Source organism: Haloarchaeobius caseinilyticus (assembly GCF_051207395.1).
Classification (GTDB): Archaea; Halobacteriota; Halobacteria; order Halobacteriales; family Natrialbaceae; genus Haloarchaeobius.
Genome location: NZ_JBPJZC010000003.1, coordinates 197,326 through 211,364 on the forward strand (window position 1 = coordinate 197,326; position 14,039 = coordinate 211,364).

11 protein-coding genes are annotated in these 14,039 nt (G+C 64.8%); 2 read left to right on the forward strand and 9 right to left on the reverse strand.

The window, feature by feature from the left end:
* Positions 1-22: 22 nt before the first annotated feature.
* From ACSC1P_RS13660 to ACSC1P_RS13690, 7 genes are all read right to left on the reverse strand, one after another.
* Positions 23-2,161, reverse strand: coding sequence for a bacterio-opsin activator domain-containing protein (locus ACSC1P_RS13660; protein ID WP_435360740.1), 2,139 nt, complete (start codon positions 2,159-2,161; stop codon positions 23-25).
* Between the two features lie 361 nt (positions 2,162-2,522).
* Positions 2,523-4,454, reverse strand: a complete 1,932-nt coding sequence (locus ACSC1P_RS13665; RefSeq protein WP_435360741.1) for an acetate--CoA ligase — start codon at positions 4,452-4,454, stop codon at positions 2,523-2,525.
* Between the two features lie 93 nt (positions 4,455-4,547).
* Positions 4,548-6,248, reverse strand: a complete 1,701-nt coding sequence (locus ACSC1P_RS13670) for a methylmalonyl-CoA mutase family protein (protein WP_435360742.1) — start codon at positions 6,246-6,248, stop codon at positions 4,548-4,550.
* A gap of 45 nt (positions 6,249-6,293) precedes the next feature.
* Positions 6,294-7,106, reverse strand: coding sequence for an ABC transporter permease (locus ACSC1P_RS13675; protein WP_435360743.1), 813 nt, complete (start codon positions 7,104-7,106; stop codon positions 6,294-6,296).
* Complete coding sequence (locus tag ACSC1P_RS13680) at positions 7,103-8,152, reverse strand: ABC transporter ATP-binding protein (RefSeq protein WP_435360744.1); 1,050 nt, start codon at positions 8,150-8,152, stop codon at positions 7,103-7,105. The genes ACSC1P_RS13675 and ACSC1P_RS13680 overlap by 4 nt, the downstream gene beginning before the upstream one ends.
* Positions 8,153-8,316: 164 nt before the next feature.
* Positions 8,317-8,505, reverse strand: a complete 189-nt coding sequence (locus ACSC1P_RS13685) for a hypothetical protein (RefSeq protein WP_435360745.1) — start codon at positions 8,503-8,505, stop codon at positions 8,317-8,319.
* 68 nt (positions 8,506-8,573) lie between these two features.
* Positions 8,574-9,626: a PAS domain-containing sensor histidine kinase gene (locus tag ACSC1P_RS13690; protein ID WP_435360746.1), complete on the reverse strand. Its 1,053-nt coding sequence runs from the start codon at positions 9,624-9,626 to the stop codon at positions 8,574-8,576.
* A gap of 119 nt (positions 9,627-9,745) precedes the next feature.
* Between ACSC1P_RS13690 and tuf the strand changes: the two genes are divergently transcribed.
* Positions 9,746-11,041, forward strand: a complete 1,296-nt coding sequence (gene tuf, locus ACSC1P_RS13695) for a translation elongation factor EF-1 subunit alpha (protein WP_435360747.1) — start codon at positions 9,746-9,748, stop codon at positions 11,039-11,041.
* Between the two features lie 115 nt (positions 11,042-11,156).
* A complete protein-coding gene (locus ACSC1P_RS13700) occupies positions 11,157-11,384 on the forward strand; it encodes a hypothetical protein (RefSeq protein ID WP_435360748.1) in 228 nt (75 codons plus the stop codon).
* A gap of 281 nt (positions 11,385-11,665) precedes the next feature.
* Here the strand turns inward: ACSC1P_RS13700 and ACSC1P_RS13705 are convergent, their stop codons facing one another.
* Both ACSC1P_RS13705 and ACSC1P_RS13710 read right to left on the reverse strand, forming a co-directional pair.
* Positions 11,666-12,466, reverse strand: coding sequence for a CBS domain-containing protein (locus tag ACSC1P_RS13705; protein ID WP_435360749.1), 801 nt, complete (start codon positions 12,464-12,466; stop codon positions 11,666-11,668).
* Between the two features lie 44 nt (positions 12,467-12,510).
* On the reverse strand, positions 12,511-14,010 hold the full coding sequence (locus tag ACSC1P_RS13710; protein WP_435360750.1) for a DHH family phosphoesterase: 1,500 nt from the start codon (positions 14,008-14,010) through the stop codon (positions 12,511-12,513).
* Positions 14,011-14,039 lie beyond the last annotated feature (29 nt).

Here is a 14,039-nt window from a genome sequence, read left to right on the forward strand (position 1 = left end):
AGTACTAGGCACCTAGATACCGTTAGTCCTCTCCAGCGGACCCACCGAGGAACGCATCGAGCAGTTTGTACTGACTCCGGCGGAGGTGATTGTGGAGCGTCGGCGAGGAGACGCCCATCGACTCGGCGAGTTCTTCGGCGGTCGAGTCCCGTGGCCAGTCGAAGTAGCCCGCGTGGTACGCCGCGCGCAACACGGCGAGTTGCTTCTCGGTCAGCGCGCCAGAGAGCGACTGCTGGAAACCCTCGGCAGTCGTCGCGTCTGCGCCCACCTCGCGCTTGGCGACCAGTTCTGTCTCTGGGAACGACGCGGCGACGGCGTCGGCGACCGCCCGAACGTCGGTGTCGAGTGCAAACTCCGCGCGGAGACGTGCGTCGCCGTCGTCGGCTACGAACTCCTCGACGGTGCCGCCGTGGTCGACGAGTGTCCCTGCCAGCGTGTCACCGGGGATGGTCACCTCCAGCAGCGAGGAGTCCTCGTAGTCCGCGACGAGGCGGGTCTCGTCGACGAGGCGAGCCGCGACCGGGTGAACAGCTTCGGGCGTCGTGCCGGAGACCCGAAGATAACAGAGCAGGGAGTCCTCGTCGACCGGGACGACCCCGTCGAGTCGGACCGAACAGGACAGTTCGTCGGAGACCGAGACGACGACCGAGTGGGCGTCGGTACACCGGAACTCGAGTTCGAGCACCGTATCGGCCAACAACAGTCGCTTTCGTTCCGCCCCAGCGATGGCCTCGCCGATGCGCTCGCCCACGGCCGCGAGTGCGCGTCGTTCGAACTCGTCGACGGTCCCGTTCTGGACCAGCAGACAGAGGGCACCGTACACCGACTCGCCGTGAATCAGTGGTGTGGCGACTACTCGCCCCGAACGTGTCTCTGTCGGCTGTGTCGTTCCGGGTGCCTGTCCCGACCGCGCTGGGTCGACTGTTCGGGTCCGAACCGCCCCGTGCTCGACTACTTCGTCAGCAAATTCGTCGCCTTCCCACGAGGGGTCCGCGAACGCGAGTCGTTCGATGGTCCCGTCGTCAGCCCCGGCCCAGACGTGCGGGACGCTCGCTTCGCCCGGCGGTGCGTCGCTTATCCACGCACACTCGTACACCGCACTGGCGGCGAAGTGCTCGCAGACCCCGTGAAGGACGCCCTCGTGGGTCGTCGCGTCGGCGATGACGTCCCCCACGCCTCGAATCACCTGCTGGACCGACGTGAACCGGCCGTCGGTCGCCGGACCGTCTGCGGGAGCAGAGTCGACGACCGCCACGAACCGTGACCTCCCGTCTCGTGCTGTCACCAGTGGCGTGATAGTCGTCTGCCCGCTGACCGGCGATGGTCCCGCGCCGCCGAAGTCGAGGTCGCCGCGCCAGCACTCTCCGGCGGTCAGCGTCTCCCAGATCGCCGCCGTATCTATCGGGTCGGCCGTCGTAAGCGCACTGAACGACTCACCGACGACAGCGGTCGCGTGGCTCCCCGAGCGTGTTTCGAACGGCCGGTTGACGTGTGCGACCTGTGCATCGCCGTCGAAGACGACGACCGGTCGGTCGAGCGCGTCGAGCAGTCGATACTGGTCGGCGGTGGACGTAGTCGGTGTGTCGGTTGCAGCCGCGAACGCCGCGAGCACGTCCTCGGGCGTCGGGTCTTCGACGTAGGGTGCCAGACTGGCGAGTTCGGTCCAGCCGCCGACCGCCATCACGACGCCGGGCGGGAGTTCGCGCTCCCCGAGCAGGCGGCGGGCGAAGTACTGACGGAGGTCGCTACTCGACACGTCGTCGAGTTCGGGCCGGCCGGTCGCGGCCGCGGCCCGCGACGACACCTCGGCGACGAGCATCTGGAGCCGACGGACCGACACGTCGAAGACCGGGTCCTCCGGGCTGATGTCGTTCTCGATTGCGTATCGCGACAGCTCGCCCTGCAGGTCGGCGGGCAAGTAGACGTCCCGGGAGTCGGACCCTGCCGTGATTTGTACCAAGTAGTGGACGGTGCCGTCGACGACGTTGGGGGCGACGTCGCCCGGGCGAACCGCGACCATCTCGACGGGACGGAGCCCGACCTCACCGGCGAGTCTGACGACGAGTCGCTCCCGGTTGGTCGTCGTCGCCCGCAAGAGCCCCTCGTAGCCCTCCTCGTCGAGCGCCGCCGTCTCGCTCCGAGTCGTGCCCCCGTGTGACATACTTCGCAGTATTATTTGTACCACGAAATAAAACGTTGGTATTGTTTAACATAGTGTGGGGGACTGTAGCAGTGGGTGGAACAGTATGCATCCATAAATATGCGTGGTATTCACAGTCAATGTTGGAGACGCGACCGAAATCACGTCGACGGAAAATGTCGATTATCACCAGCCTGCGATGGTTTCGTGCTCGTTAACCAGCGCGAAACGGCTGGTCGACGATGACGCAGTACAGGGGGCCACAGTTGCGAGGACGGTGACGACTCGTGCGGAGGTCCCGACGGACACTGCTGCTACTCGGTCGAAAAGTCGAGAGCACACGAACGATGGCGTGTACCAGTTTCGGACCGAAGCCGACGCCTCAGCGGTCGCCGACGGGGTCGCTACCGACGACCAGTTCGATTTCACCGACGGCCTCCGGATTTCGGAGGGCACTGGTGTCGCCGTAGTCGTCGCCGTCGACGATGGCGGCCAGCACGCGACGCATAATCTTGCCAGAGTGGGTCTTCGGGAGTTCGGAGGTGAAGACGAACCTCGTCGGGCAAGTCTCTCGCCCGAGCACCTGCACGACGTGGTCGACGATGTCTCCCCGGAGTTGCTGGTCGGCGATACGGTCGCGGGTAGTGCTCACGTACGCGACTACGTCACGACGACGCGTGGACTCCACGACGGCGGCCTCTGCTACCCCGTCGACCTCAACGATGGCTCCTTCGACCGAGGCGACACCGACCGGTTCGTCCTCGACGGTCAGCGTGTCGTCCGCGCGGCCGAGCAACGTGACGTAGCCGTCGTCCTCGCGGACCGCGCGGTCACCGGTGACGTACGCCCAGTCGTCGTCGGTCGCCGCTGCCAGCAGCGACCGGGGCATGCCAGGCCACGGTCGCGTGACGGCGAGCGTCCCAGCGACGTTCGGCGCGACCGGGTCGCCGTCGTCGTCGACCACCTCGACCTCGATGCCGGGGATGCCCCGGCCGGCCGCGCCAGGCTTCATGTAGTCCACGCCGGGCAGCGTAGAGACCAGAATGCCACCGGTCTCGGTCTGCCACCACGTGTCCACGATGGGACAGCGATTCGACCCGACGTGGGTCCGGTACCAGTGCCAGCCACTCGGATTGATGGGCTCGCCGACGGTGCCGAGCAGGCGCAGACTGGAGAGGTCGTACTTCGCCGGGCCGTCCGCCCCGCGCTTCATGAACGAACGAATCGCAGTCGGTGCGGTGTAGAACACGTCCACGTCGTGCTTCGCTATCTGTCGCCAGAGGCGGTCGTGCTCCGGCTGATCGGCCGACCCCTCGTAGAGCACCGTCGTCGTGCCGAGCGCGAGCGGCCCGTAGACGATGTAGCTGTGTCCCGTAATCCACGCGATGTCGGCGGCACACCAGTACGTGTCCTCGGGTTTGAGGTCGAGCACCGAGTGGCTGGTCCACGCGACGTAGGAGAGGTAGCCGCCGGTCGTGTGCGTGACGCGGTCGGGCTCGCCGGTCGTCCCGGACGTGTAGATGACGAACAGCGGGTCGGCGACGCGGCGCGGGACCGGGTCGACCCGTGCACCCGCTTGCGCGTCGACGAGCGAATCGAAGTCGTGCTGGTCTTCGCTCAGGTACGTGTCGCCGAAGCGTCGCACCACGACGGTCGTCACGTCGTGGTCGACGGTCAGACAGGCGTTGTCGGCCTTGTTCTTCTGATTCACCGCCGACCCGCCGCGGTAGTAGCTGTCGCAGGTGACGAGCACCTCCGAGTCGGTCCGGCGGAGTCGCTCGGCGAGTTCGTCGGCCGAGTAGCCCGAGAAGACGACGTTGTGCAGGGCACCGAGGCGGGCACAGGCGAGCATCGTCACCGGCAGCACGGGCATCATCGGCATGTAGAGCGTGACCACGTCGTCCGCCTCCACACCGAGGTCACGGAGGGCGGCTGCCGTCTCGTTCACCTCGCGGTAGAGGTCGTCGTAGGTGTACGTAGCCGACTCACCGGTCCGACCCGCCCAGCGAAGTGCCACCTCGTCGCCACGGCCCAACTCGACGTGCCGGTCCACACAATTGTACGAGGCGTTCAGCACGCCGCCGTCGAACCAGCGTAGCGTCGACTCGCCGCCGCCGAGGACCACGTCGTAGGGCTCGTCCCACGTGAGCAGCGACGCGGCCGCTCGCCAACAGTCGGGCCAGTCGGCGTCGAATCGCCCGTGGACGTCGCGCCCGTCGACGTTCGCCTGCTCGACGAACCACGACGGCGGTTCGACGACCTCCGTCGAACGGAGACTGGATATCGGGGGTCGACTCTCGGATTCGTGTGCCACTTGTACGCATCCCTCATACGCGCAGGCGTTCGTAAAAGGTTTGGTCTGACAACCGAGGCCATCGGTCAGACCAGCGTGTTCAGGCCGAGCGGGTCAGGCCAGTCCGATCTGTTCGGAGTACGCGCCGTACTCCGCCTCGAACACCTTCATTATCTCACCCATCGTCGCGTACTCCTTCACCGCAGCGACGATGGCCGGCATGACGTTCTCGTCGTCGTCGATGGCGTCCTGCAGGTCGTCGAGTCGGGCCTGCACCGCGTCGTCGTCGCGCTCGTCTTTGACGCGGGCGAGTCGGTCGAGTTGTTTCGCCTGTGCTTCCTCGTCGACCTTGAGAATCTCCGGCTCGGTGTCCTCGGAGATGGTGTACTTGTTCACACCGACGACGACTTCTTCCTCGTCTTCGACGCGCTCTTGGTACTCGTAGGAAGCCTCCTGAATCTCGCGCAGGAAGAAGCCCTGGTCGATGCCTTCGAGGACGCCGTCGCGCACCGAGCCGTCGCCCATCTCACGAATCTCGTCGAGGTAGGCCATCGTCTGCTCTTCGACCTCGTTCGTGAGAGCTTCGATGGCGTAACTGCCGCCGAGCGGGTCGACGATGTCGGCCGCGCCGGACTCTTCCGCGATAATCTGCTGCGTGCGAAGCGCGACGCGGACTGCGCGCTCGGAGGGGAGTGCGAGTGCCTCGTCGAAGCTGTTCGTGTGCAGCGACTGGGTGCCGCCCATGACGCCGGCGAGCGCCTGAATCGTGACGCGAACGACGTTGTTCAGGGGCTGCTGGGCGGTCAGGGACTGCCCGGCAGTCTGCGTGTGGAACTTCAGACGCTTCGACTCCGGTTTCTCCGCGTCGTACCACTCGTCCATGATGCGGGCGTAGATGCGCCGGCCAGCCCGGTACTTCGCCACCTCCTCGAAGATGGCGTTGTGCGAGTTGAAGAAGAACGAGAGTCGCGGCGCGAAGGCGTCGACGTCGAGGCCGCGGTCCATCGCGTCCTCGACGTAGGCGAAGCCGTCGGCGAGGGTGAACGCGAGTTCCTGCACAGCGGTCGACCCGGCCTCGCGGATGTGGTAGCCGGAGATGGAGATGGGGTGGATGCGCGGCGTCTCCTCGGTGGCGAACTCGACCGTGTCCGTCACGATGTCGAGACTCGGCTCCGGCGGGACGACCCACTCCTTCTGCGCGATGAACTCTTTGAGCATGTCGTTCTGCATCGTCCCGCTGATTTCGTCGCGTGGGACGCCGCGCTGGTCGGCGAGGGCGACGTACATCGCGAAGATAACCGGCGCAGACGGGTTGATGGTGAACGAAGTGGAGACTTCGGCGAGGTCTATTTCGTCGAACAGAATCTCCATGTCGCGCAGCGTGTCGACCGCGACACCTTCCTTGCCGACTTCCCCATCAGACAGGGGGTCGTCGGAGTCCTTGCCCATCAGGCTGGGCATGTCGAACGCGGTCGAGAGGCCGGTCTGGCCTTCCTGGATGAGGTAGTGGAAGCGTTCGTTCGTCTCCTCGGCAGTACCGAAGCCGGCGAACTGGCGCATCGTCCACGTCCGGCCACGATACATCGTCGGATAGGGCCCACGCGTGTATGGTTCCTCGCCGGGGAAGCCGAGGTCTTCCTCGAAGTCGATGTCGGCCACGTCGTCGGGCGTGTAGAGCCCGTCGACCTCCATGTTCGAGACGGTCGCGAAACGGTCCTTTCGCTCCCCGAACCGGTCGAGAACGGGTTCGAGTGTCTCTGCTTCCCACTCCTCGCGCGATTGCCTGATGTCTGCGAGGTCGTCGTCGTCGTACATGGACGTAATTTTTGCCAGACAGGGCAAAAGCGTTCGGTTGGTGGCTCAATAATGCCCCATCACACCGTCGCGCCGGGCCCACCGCTGACAGTAGGTGAAGGCAGCGTACCCGAGCGTGAGGTAGCCAACGGCGGTGACGACCAAGATGGTGAGTTCGTCCACGGGAACGTTCCACAGCGCGAGTCCGTCTTGCATCGCACGCTGGAGCAGGTAGCTCCCCTGTGCAAGCGGTAACCACTTGAGTAGTGGATACTGGTCGACCGGGGCGGCGATGAGGCCGACGAAGACGAACTGCGCGAGTTGAAACGCGTTCTCGATACGCTTGAACCGGATGGCGAGGCCACCGAACGCGAAGCCGATGCCGACGGCGGGCGCGAGCGCCAGCGCGGCGAGTGGCACGACCGTCAGCGGGTCGAGCACGAGCGACCGGCCCGTGACGAGCAACATGAACGCGAGCGTCATCGCGCCCCAGAAGAACGATTCGAGCAGGTTCACGACGGTCTTCGCCAGCATCACCCGACCGAAGCCGAACGGCGACATGAACAACTGTTCGAGCGTCCCCCACTGCGCTTCGCGGGTGACGTTCCACGACAGCCCCGCGTACGCCGAGATGGACATACTCCAGAGCAGATAGCCGACGACGAGGCCGCCGAGGGAGTCCGACATCGCCGACGGGGCGAGCGTCCTGCCGCCGTAGAACAGCAGCAAGAACATGATGAAGATGGTCCCGAACTGTGAGATGGTGTTGACCGGATAGCGCACGAGCAGGGCGAAGCGCTTTCGCGCCGACGCGCGCAGGAAACCGAGATACCCGCGGAGGCCGGTGTCGGCGGCTGGCGCACTCGTCGCGGTGCTCATCGGTCGCCCTCCGTCGACCCGCGGCCATCGGCGTCGACTGCCCTCCCCGTGACTTCGAGGAACACGTCTTCGAGGTCCGGGTCGAGGCCATCGATGTCGACGAGGGCGAGACCAGCGTTGCGGAGCACGTCGAGTACGTCGTACAGCGCGTCCCCGTCGGTGAGCGTCACGTCGAATCGCGTCCGGTCGCCCGCGTGGTCCCAGCCGTCGGCCGCGAACGTCTCGTCGAGTCGCCGACGAACGGTCGCCGGAACCTCCCCATCGACGGTCACCCGGTACGCCTGCGTCTCGAAGACGCGCACGAGGTCCTCGATGGGATCGTCGGCGATGACCGACCCCTCCGAGAGGATGACCACTCGCTCGCACACGTCCTCGACCACGTCCATGTCGTGACTGGAGAGGACAACCGTGATGTCCTCCTCCTCGGCCAGCCGCGTCAGTTCTCGCCGGAGTTCCATGGACGCCTCCACGTCGAGTCCGAGCGTCGGCTCGTCGAGGAACACCACGTCCGTACCGCGGGTGAGCGTACACGCCAGCGAGACCTTCTGTTTCTGCCCGCGTGAGAGGTCGTTGACCGGGTCGTCGGCTTTCGCCGTGAGGTCGAAGGCGTCGAGCAGTCGCTCGTGACGCTCGTCGGTCGCACTGCCGGAGATCCCACCGAGGGCGGCGAAGAACTCCAGGTTCTCGCGGACGGTGAGTTTCCAGTAGACGTTCCGTGCGCCTTCGAGCATCGCGCCGACGTGGCGGTACACCTGTCTCGGATTTTCGTGCGCGTCGATGCCCCCGATTTCGACACTCCCTTGGTCGGGCACGATGAGGCCGAGCAGCGACTTGATAGTCGTCGTCTTCCCGGCCCCGTTTGGACCGAGGACTCCGACTGTCGTCCCCTGCTCGATGGTCAGGTCGACGCCGTCGACCGCTCTGACCGCGTCGTCACCCTCGCCGTACACTTTCGTCAATCCTGTGACCGAGATGGCCGGTGGCCCTGTGGCCGTACCGTCCCTGTCCCGCTCGCCGTCGCGTTCCACTATCGCGTTGGCTCCCATGGCTGGACGATGTGTCACGGGATAAAAAATACTTCTCAGAACCCCATTTCGGTAAGTTCGGTTACACGTTTGTCGACGGGGGACTCGGCAGTCCTACACTGCGTCCCGCCGACAGTCCGATGCCAACAGTCCGACGCCGACGCCCTGAGACGGGTCGCTTACGCTCACCGAGCAGTTCGGCGGTGATGGAGTCCCGCGATTCCTGCCGCGACGATTGCGCCCACACCCGACGCGATGACGGGTGCGTTCGTCTCGCCCGACGGAGCCACCATCGCCACCAGTACCGCCATTACCACGAGCAACGCTGTCACGCTCACCGTCGTGAGCAGCGTCGTCTGCGAACTGAAGTCCATACACGGCCGGTTGGAATTCATCCAACAAGTAATCGACCGTTAGAAAACTGAGACGTTCACGATTGCAGTCAGAACGCGAGGGGCAACTCGACGACGAACACGCACCCACGCGGGTCATTGTCTTCGACCCGGACCGAGCCACCGTAGCCGTCGACGAGTTGGTCGACGAGGTAGAGCCCGATGCCCGACCCCGGACTGCCGAGTCCGGCTTCGCCGCGGCCGAACACGACCGACTTCGCAGAGTCCGTGATACCTGGGCCGTCGTCGGCGACGCGCACGGTCGTGCTCTCGTCGGTGGCGGTCACCGTGACGGTCACGGTCGGTTCGTCCCGGTCGCTGTGGACGACCGCGTTTCCGAGCACGTTGCCGAACACGGACGAGAGCATCTCGTTGGCCCTGACCGAGACGGGGGGAATCTCGTCGGTGACATCGAAGGTCGCAGTCTCGAACTTCCGACGGGCCTTCACGAGTTGCTCCGTGAGGACTCTGTCGAGCGCGACGGCCCGGAGGGGCAAGTCGTCGCCAGAGGTGAGCGACTCGGTGAGGTCTCTCGCCGCGTGTGTCAATTCGATGGTGTGCGTCACCGCGTCCGTGATGTGCGTCACCTGCGAGCGTGCGGCCGGGTCGTCGACCGAGTCCGCGAGTTCGTCTGCCCACCCGAGAACGACGTTCATGTCGTTGTAGATATCGTGGCGAAGCACCCGGTTCAACACGTCGAGCTGCTCCGACAGGTCGGCCAGGCGTCGCTCGCGCCGTGTCGCCTCTGACAGGTTCCGCACGACCACGACGACGTATTCCTCGTGGCGAGTGAATCGTCCGTCGACGGGGACGACCCCATCGATGGGACTGACGAGCGAGAACTCCAGTCGTGCCGTTTCCGGTTCGCCTTCTCGGACCTGTTCAACCGTCTCGACCACCGCTTCGCCGTCCTCGTCGCTTGCGAACTGCGCGACCATGTCGGTCAGTGTCCAACCGACGAGTTCGTCGCGCCCTTTGCCGCTCACGTCACCCACACGGCTGTTCGCGTCGACCAGCACGCCCGAATCGTCGAATACGTACACCGCGTCCTGCAAATCGTCGAAGAGTGGCGACAGGACGAGATGGGTGTACGAGTCGTCCATAGCCCATTGGTCACACTGGACATAGTAAGAACTGCCGCTACTTCCCACGAAAGACGAATATCCTTAACGAACTTATGTTATGTATGGCGCAAGACCACTCGGTCCGCGCCACCACATCTATGGCAGACAAACTCCACCAGAACCTTGCGATTATCGGACACGTCGACCACGGGAAGAGTACCCTCGTCGGTCGCCTGTTGTTCGAGACGGGTAACGTTCCAGAACACATCATCGAGCAGTACCGTACAGAGGCCGAGTCCCGCGGCAAGGGCGGCTGGGAGTTCGCGTACGTCATGGACAACCTCGCGGAAGAACGCGACCGCGGGCTGACCATCGACGTCGCACACAAGCGCTTCGACACGGACAAGTACTACTTCACCATCGTCGACACGCCCGGCCACCGCGACTTCGTCAAGAACATGATTACCGGCGCGTCGCAGGCCGACAACGCGGTCCTCGTCGTCGCAGCAGACGACGGCGTCGCGCCACAGACCCGCGAACACGTCTTCCTCGCGCGCACGCTCGGCATCGGTGAACTCATCATCGCGGTGAACAAGATGGACCTCGTCGACTACGACGAGTCGCGCTACGGCGAAATCAAGGACGAAGTCATCGCACTGCTCAAGCAGGTGAACTTCAAGTCCGACGACGCCACGTTCATCCCCATCTCGGCGTTCGAGGGTGACAACATCTCGGCACACTCCGACGAGATGCCGTGGTACGAGGGCAAGACCTTGCTCGAGGCCATCGACGACCTGCCGGAACCCGCGATGCCCACCGAGGCACCGCTCCGACTCCCGATTCAGGACGTGTACACCATCTCCGGCATCGGGACGGTCCCGGTCGGCCGCGTCGAGACCGGCACGCTCGAACCCGGCATGAAGGTCGCCTTCATGCCCTCGGGCGCGTCCGGTGAGGTCACCTCCATCGAGATGCACCACGAGGAAGTGAAACAGGCCGTCCCCGGCGACAACGTCGGGTTCAACGTCCGCGGCGTCGGCAAGGACGACATCCGCCGCGGTGACGTCTGTGGCCCCGCCGAGGAACCGCCCACCGTCGCCGAGACGTTCCAGGCACAGATCATCGTCATGCAGCACCCCTCGGTCATCACGGCCGGCTACACGCCGGTCCTGCACACCCACACGGCACAGGTCGCGTGCACCTTCGAGTCCATCGACAAGAAGATCGACGCGAAGACCGGCGACGTCATCGAAGAGAACCCGGACTTCATCGAGGCTGGCGATGCCGCCATCGTCACGCTCCGGCCGCAGAAGCCGCTCTCCATCGAGAAGGCGGCCGAACTGCCCGAACTGGGCAGCTTCGCGCTCCGTGACTCGGGCCAGACCATCGCCGCGGGCAAGGTCCTCGAAATCACGCCCAAGACCGTCGGCAAGGACCGGAAACAGGCCGCCTGAGCCGACACAGACTGCGACTTTTTCGGTCTCGTACCTGTTCGCCAGTGCGGGCTATTCGTCTTGGCCGGGGTTCCTCGTCGGTCCAGCCCATCGATACAGATGAGGTCGAACACCGATGTCCCTCTCAGATACACAGACGGAGTCGACGTACAGTCGCCTCCAGGACGCGCTGGACGAGTACGGTGAAGTGATGATTCGTACGACGTCCGGCGAGGAAGGTGAACTACACCCGCACACGGCCAGCTTCGAGGACGAGCCGTACCTCAAAGTCGAGGCCGAAGACAAGACACGCTGGGTGAACACACAGTTCATCGAGACGTTCTGGATACACGAGGACTACTGAGCCTCGGTCCGACCGACCAGCGAGTGCCATCGCTGCCATCCCCACCACTGCCATCCCGATTGCTGCTACCCCACCACTGCTATCTCCCCATCGCTGACATCCCACAGCGACGCACCATTTTTCAGTGATACCGCGGCCAGACAGCTCGTGCTATAATCTACCGCCACGGGTCGATCAGCGGTTGCGCAGCAGCCCGTCCCGTGTGCCCAGCGTGCTGCCTGTTCGCCACAGTCGCCGCTCGTCGAACTGTACCGCGAGAAATCGTCAGCGACCAGCCCCAGCTACTGCAGTCGCTTCGTCGTCTCGACCAGCGGATGCCGCGCGTAGTCGACGACCTGCACGTCGGAGAGCGAGTGGAGGCCCTCGCGCTCGGCCGTCTTCGCCATCCCCAGTTCGATGGGGTCCTGGATGACGATGACGTAGGCGTCCATCTCCTCCACGCCGATGCGGTCGGCGGCCATGACCCGGTGGTGCCCGTCTGCCAGCAACAGCGTCCCACCGTTGTCGATGACGACCAGTGGCTCGGCCAGCTTTCGCTCTAGCTCGTAGCGTCGGCCCTCCAGTTCGTCGGCGTACACCTTCTTCTGCGTCGGCGTGAGGTCCGCGAGTGCGACCTTTCGCCGCTCTTGTGAGAGCGTGATATTGTGAATGCTTTCGAGCGTTCGCCGGAGTTTGCCGACCTTCTCGGGCGTCGCGCGCTCTATCTGGCTCCGAATCACGTCCGCGTTCGAGATGATGCCCACGAGGTTGCCCGCGTCGTCGACGACCGGTAGCTTCTGGATGCCGGAGCGGAGGATTACTCGCGCCGCATCCGTGACCTTCATGTCCGGATGGGCCACGATGAGGTCGGTCGTCATCACCTTGAATATCGGCTCCTCGTCGTCGGCCAGCAGCAGGTCGCGCGCGCTGACGAACCCCTCGACCCGTCGCCGGTCACACACCGGGAACCCGCTGTGTTCTTCGCTCTCGGCGATGCGCGTCGCCACCTCACGCACCGTCGCGTCCGGCGAGACGGTCACCACGTCCTGTGTCATGTACTCTTTGACCCGTGGCTTCCCGTGGTCGCTCGACTCGTCGTCCATACTCTATCGTCTCACGCGCTCGGGAAAACCCTTCTGCGTGGTACTCACTCGTCCAACTCGACGGTCGACCCGCCGTCGAAGCTGAACTCGATCTTCCCCTCCGAGTCGGTCTCGTGGTGGCCTTGCCGGACCGACGCCGGCACGGCCTGAATCGCGTCGAAAAAGCGGTCTTCGATGACGTCTCGAATCGCCCGGTCACGCTCGTCGTCGGACTCGAACTCGCCGAACGCCTGCGTGATGGGTATCTGTGCGCCCGCCATGTCGGCGTGACCGCCCGCGCTGCCGATTTGGTCGAACGCAGAGCGAAGCGTCTCACCGAGGTCGATGTCTGTCCCCTGTGCTCGCGCCGAGATGAACACCGTGTCGTCCATGAAGCCGTACACCAGCGTCGTCGTGATGCCGTCCATAGTCAACAGTTTGTCCGCTGCCTGGGGGAGCGCGTCGCGGTCGTTGATGCCACCAGCGCCCGTGACGAGGACAGAGCCACGGACTTCTCGTCCGCCGATGGCCCGCGCCAGTGTATCGAGCGTGTCACCGCTGATGCTCGGCGACTCGATGCGCTCCAACATCGCTTCGTCGACGTATGGTAACAGCGTCGCGGCCGCTTCGAAGTCCAGCGTCGACACTTCACGAGCGAAGTCCTGTGTGTCGACCTGAATTCCGTAGAGGAGCGCGGTCGATATCGTCTCGTCGAACGGAACGCCGAAGCGACTGAAGTGGTCGGTCAGCAGCGTGCTCGTCGACCCCACATCGTACCGCAGGTCCTGATACCGACCCTGTATCGCCCCACGGGGCGGATGGTGGTCGATGACGATGTCGACGTGCAGTTCCTCCGGTAACTGGTCGTTCACGCCCGGGCGGGAGTGGTCGACGAGTGCGAAGCCGGCGAACTCACCGAGGTCGGCGTCGGGCTCGAGGTTCCGCAAGTCGAGGTCTAACAGGTTCACCATCGCGCGGTTCTCCTGATGCGATATCTCGCCGTAGTAGCACGCGACCGCTGGCGTACCAACCGCCTCCGCGAGTCGGGCCAGGCCGACCGCGCTGGCGATGGCGTCCGGGTCAGGGTTGTCGTGCATCATCACCGCGAGCGTCCCATCGATGGAGGTCAGCACACGCCGGAGTTCGATGGAGTCCTCGGCTCGGTCGCCGGCGACACGCCCCATGACCGTCGTCGCCAATTCGTTACCCGGCTCGATGACGCGGTCGGCCAGCGACGCGAGTTCGTCGAGGTCGGCGTCGGTGACGCCGAGACCGGCGTACGCGACGAGTAGTGCGTCGGGATACCGGTCGTGAGCCCCTCGCGCTATCTGCACGTTGGCGGCCGAGTCGTCACTGGCGACGACGACAACATCCGCATGCGAGAGTTCTGCGAGAACGTCCGGGTCGGTCGGGTCAGCACAGAGTGCGTTCACGCCCTCCTCGCGGAGCGCCTGGACGCGGCTCTCGTGACTGCAGACGACGCGCTGGAAGCCGTGCCAGTCGGCCATCCCCTCGACGAGGCGTTGGCCGACGGCACCGCACCCGAGGACGACCCGGGAGACCATACCCGGCGTTCCCACTCCTGACGGTAAAG

Coding starts and splice junctions, on each gene's coding strand:
- ACSC1P_RS13660 (WP_435360740.1), bottom strand. CDS start 2,161: ATGTCACACGGGGGCACGACTCGGAGCGAGACGGCGGCGCTCGACGAG.
- ACSC1P_RS13670 (WP_435360742.1), bottom strand. CDS start 6,248: ATGTACGACGACGACGACCTCGCAGACATCAGGCAATCGCGCGAGGAG.
- ACSC1P_RS13675 (WP_435360743.1), bottom strand. CDS start 7,106: ATGAGCACCGCGACGAGTGCGCCAGCCGCCGACACCGGCCTCCGCGGG.
- ACSC1P_RS13680 (WP_435360744.1), bottom strand. CDS start 8,152: ATGGGAGCCAACGCGATAGTGGAACGCGACGGCGAGCGGGACAGGGAC.
- ACSC1P_RS13685 (WP_435360745.1), bottom strand. CDS start 8,505: ATGGACTTCAGTTCGCAGACGACGCTGCTCACGACGGTGAGCGTGACA.
- ACSC1P_RS13690 (WP_435360746.1), bottom strand. CDS start 9,626: ATGGACGACTCGTACACCCATCTCGTCCTGTCGCCACTCTTCGACGAT.
- tuf (WP_435360747.1), top strand. CDS start 9,746: ATGGCAGACAAACTCCACCAGAACCTTGCGATTATCGGACACGTCGAC.
- ACSC1P_RS13700 (WP_435360748.1), top strand. CDS start 11,157: ATGTCCCTCTCAGATACACAGACGGAGTCGACGTACAGTCGCCTCCAG.
- ACSC1P_RS13705 (WP_435360749.1), bottom strand. CDS start 12,466: ATGGACGACGAGTCGAGCGACCACGGGAAGCCACGGGTCAAAGAGTAC.
- ACSC1P_RS13710 (WP_435360750.1), bottom strand. CDS start 14,010: ATGGTCTCCCGGGTCGTCCTCGGGTGCGGTGCCGTCGGCCAACGCCTC.